At 55.6% G+C, this 248-nt stretch carries 1 protein-coding gene; it reads right to left on the reverse strand.

What is annotated here, in order from left to right; all coding sequences use genetic code 11:
* Positions 1–248 (reverse strand): peptidase dimerization domain-containing protein (locus R0J92_RS25345; RefSeq protein WP_411053721.1); only part of this gene is annotated, 248 nt, incomplete at both ends.

Below are 248 nucleotides of genomic sequence, written 5' to 3' on the forward strand. Positions count from 1 at the left end.
GCCTTCAGCGATGGCCCGTATTTTTTTCGACGTCTCGGCTGTTTTCTTCCAGGAATCGCCGCGGATATAAAAGCGGGCGGAAGCGTATTCCGGGATAATGTTCGGCGCATCGCCTCCGTGCGTAATGATGCCGTGTACCCGTGCATCATCCGGCAATTGCTGGCGAAGGGCATTGATGCCATTGAATAATTGCAGGACAGCGTCGAGGGCATTGATGCCTTTTTCGGGAGACCCCGCAGCATGGGCAG

Source organism: Tritonibacter sp. SIMBA_163 (genome assembly GCF_046535935.1).
In the GTDB taxonomy this organism is placed as follows: domain Bacteria; phylum Pseudomonadota; class Alphaproteobacteria; order Rhodobacterales; family Rhodobacteraceae; genus Epibacterium; species Epibacterium scottomollicae.